This window comes from Aquaticitalea lipolytica (assembly GCF_014641635.1).
Lineage (GTDB): Bacteria > Bacteroidota > Bacteroidia > Flavobacteriales > Flavobacteriaceae > Aquaticitalea > Aquaticitalea lipolytica.
This window is the reverse complement of the sequence record NZ_BMIC01000018.1, coordinates 1-2473: the sequence shown is the minus strand read 5'-3', so window position 1 is coordinate 2473 and position 2473 is coordinate 1. Positions and strand designations below refer to the sequence as shown.

Genomic DNA, 2473 nt, shown 5'->3' with positions numbered 1-2473 from the left:
TGTTATCTAGTTTAAAAGCCATTTAATTCATAAATTGAGTTGCATCATTCTTTTTGAACACAAATAAATTTTTGTTTTGAAACGCTTTTGAGGTTTCAATTTTTATAGCGTCTAATGTTCCACTCTGCTTAAGACTTCCTTCAAAATAGAGTGCTTTTTTGTTTATCGATATATAAAATGTGTCTATATCTTTTACAATAAAACTATCTTTAAACATATAAGCTTTTGTTTCAATTTCATTTGAAAACAATAACTTGTCTTCAAGCTCATTAAATTCAATTTTTGAAAAACGATTAAAATCTAAAGTTAATGACTGCTCCAACTTATTAAACTGTGTGGTATTATTAAAATTATTTTGAATACTATTAATATGGTTTTGAACTAATGTCAACACAGAAAATGCTAATCCAACAACAATTGTTGTTAGTATAAGTACAACAATCATTTCGCTTAAGGTAAAAGCATTTATTTTCTTATTGTACTTCATTAGTGTAATTTGATAATTTTTTATTTGTTACACTATTAAAAGCTTCAAAACTGATAACTGTTTTATTGTTCTCTTTATGGGTGCTCACACTTATATCCCATTCGTTAAAATCGTCTTGGTATGGGATAGCTAGTTTATTGTTAATGTATAAATATTGTAATTCATTAAGGTGTGCATCAATCTGTGTGGTATTATTTTTTATGGTATTAAAAAACAAATTATTCAAAATCATACTTGTTACCATAAAAACAATTATTATTAACACAGTAGCCACCAAGGTTTCCATCAGAGTAGATGCTTTTATCTTTTTTAATATAACCATTTCAGAACGCTTTTTTTTGAATTACTAAATGGTAGACCAACATATTTTTGCGATAATGAATCAATAACTATTGTGGCATTATACAAATGGTTTTGATAAACTGATCCTGATTGCTTAGCAATAAAATTTGAGGCATATACAGTCCCATAAACGGTTCCTTTTAATTCAATATTTGTATTACAGTATACTTCTCCTTTTATAATTACTTTATCCTCTATTATAATTTGTGGCTCATAATTATTACTAGTTTTAAGACCTAAAAACAATACAACACCTTCAATTGTTGTTGCATTATTTATTTTAATGTTGCGGCTTAATAATTGTTGTGAATCTACTCGTTGTGGTATTATTACACCTTTTTCATCTTCATAAACGACTAATGTTGATGGATATTCTAGTTTACAATTACTACCTACACTAATTGTTTCATTAGCAAAGGCTTGAAATGTGCCAACAACATTATTTTTAATTTTAATCTTTGGAGCAATTAAAATAACATCTTTTAAACTTGAAGAAGCTTCAACACTAATTGATGTTTTTGAAAATACTACAATATGCCCTGTTAATTCAATATTCTCTAAATTGATATTAGTGGCACTGTACAATATTTGGTATGGTTCCAGAAATGAGTTTACAAATGAACGCTCTGTATTCAAATCCAAAAATCGTTTTTGATTAGTTAAAGTAGAATTTTTTGATATCGTTTTTAGATGTTGTTGGGTCTCAAAAAATAACTTTGGTAAGTATTGACTTTCTTTTGTTTGACCATTAATAAGCTCGGAACCATAATAAGATTGCCCAGCTATATTACCTGCTTTTACACCTCGCCTTGGTATATATGCAACTCCTTTAATATTAGTGTTCCCTACCACTACTAAAGGTTTGTTATTGTCTTCTAAATATAATGCTGTTTTATTGTCTTTTGCTTGTTTAGCTCCTATTAATGCTACTTTCTGAAATTGATAATTCTTGATTTTGGAAGTCGACTTTACTTTTTCAAAAAGCCCCCAAAAATCACGTTGAACATATAATGCTTTGTAATCTTCATCTTCTAAATTCACTAACGTAGAGTCATGAAGTTCAACAATATTTGATAATGCGTATTCAATGCCTCTATCGGCATTATTTACAGTTTCTAAAACAAAGTCCGTTTTTAAGTTAAATTGTTTTTGTGTATGTACTAAAACTAAAAATGCTGCTAATAATAAAGCAATCATTACAACTATAAATATGGTTAGTTGTAAAGCTCCTGCTTTTAGCTTTTTAATGCTCATTTTTGAATCGGGATTATTTTTTGTGCATTATTAAATCTAACTGTAATAGATGTATTATCACCTTTAACTAAAGTAATATTATCTACTTTCTGACCCTTTTTTAATACATATTGTGCATTATTTATTGTAACCACAAATACCTGTTCGTTAGAGTTCTGCCTTTTTATAATCCCTTCATATGTAAATTGAGGCCAATTTGAATCTTCTTGCTTAATAGTACTGTTTTGCTTTAATGAGGCAGTAGTATTTGATTTTTTAGTAATCGTTCCTAAAAAAGGGTCCCTATCTAATGCATTAATAGAAAATGTGTCGACCTCTATAACTGTTTTGGGGTTAAATGTTGCCTCTACATCATTTAAAACAACTTCTGGAAGTTCTGGATTGAGTGAC

General features: G+C 28.3%; 4 protein-coding genes. All 4 read right to left on the bottom strand.

Annotation, left to right across the window (positions count from 1 at the left end; translation table 11 throughout):
• Window positions 1-22 precede the first annotated feature (22 nt).
• Window positions 23-487 carry a prepilin-type N-terminal cleavage/methylation domain-containing protein gene (locus IEW41_RS14335; RefSeq protein WP_229660233.1) on the bottom strand — a complete coding sequence of 155 codons (465 nt, stop codon included), beginning with the start codon at window positions 485-487 and terminating at the stop codon, window positions 23-25.
• On the bottom strand, window positions 474-809 hold the full coding sequence (locus IEW41_RS14330) for a hypothetical protein (RefSeq protein ID WP_188607063.1): 336 nt from the start codon (window positions 807-809) through the stop codon (window positions 474-476). Before IEW41_RS14330 ends, IEW41_RS14335 begins: the two co-directional genes overlap by 14 nt.
• The gene (locus IEW41_RS14325) at window positions 797-2083 is read right to left on the bottom strand and encodes a hypothetical protein (RefSeq protein WP_188607062.1); all 1287 of its coding nucleotides are present in this window, start codon (window positions 2081-2083) and stop codon (window positions 797-799) included. The genes IEW41_RS14330 and IEW41_RS14325 overlap by 13 nt, the downstream gene beginning before the upstream one ends.
• A partial coding sequence (locus IEW41_RS14320; protein ID WP_188607061.1) for a hypothetical protein occupies window positions 2080-2473 on the bottom strand: 394 nt, incomplete at its 5' end. The genes IEW41_RS14320 and IEW41_RS14325, both read right to left, overlap by 4 nt.

Coding starts and splice junctions, on each gene's coding strand:
- IEW41_RS14330 (WP_188607063.1), bottom strand. CDS start 809: ATGGTTATATTAAAAAAGATAAAAGCATCTACTCTGATGGAAACCTTG.
- IEW41_RS14325 (WP_188607062.1), bottom strand. CDS start 2,083: ATGAGCATTAAAAAGCTAAAAGCAGGAGCTTTACAACTAACCATATTT.
- IEW41_RS14335 (WP_229660233.1), bottom strand. CDS start 487: ATGAAGTACAATAAGAAAATAAATGCTTTTACCTTAAGCGAAATGATT.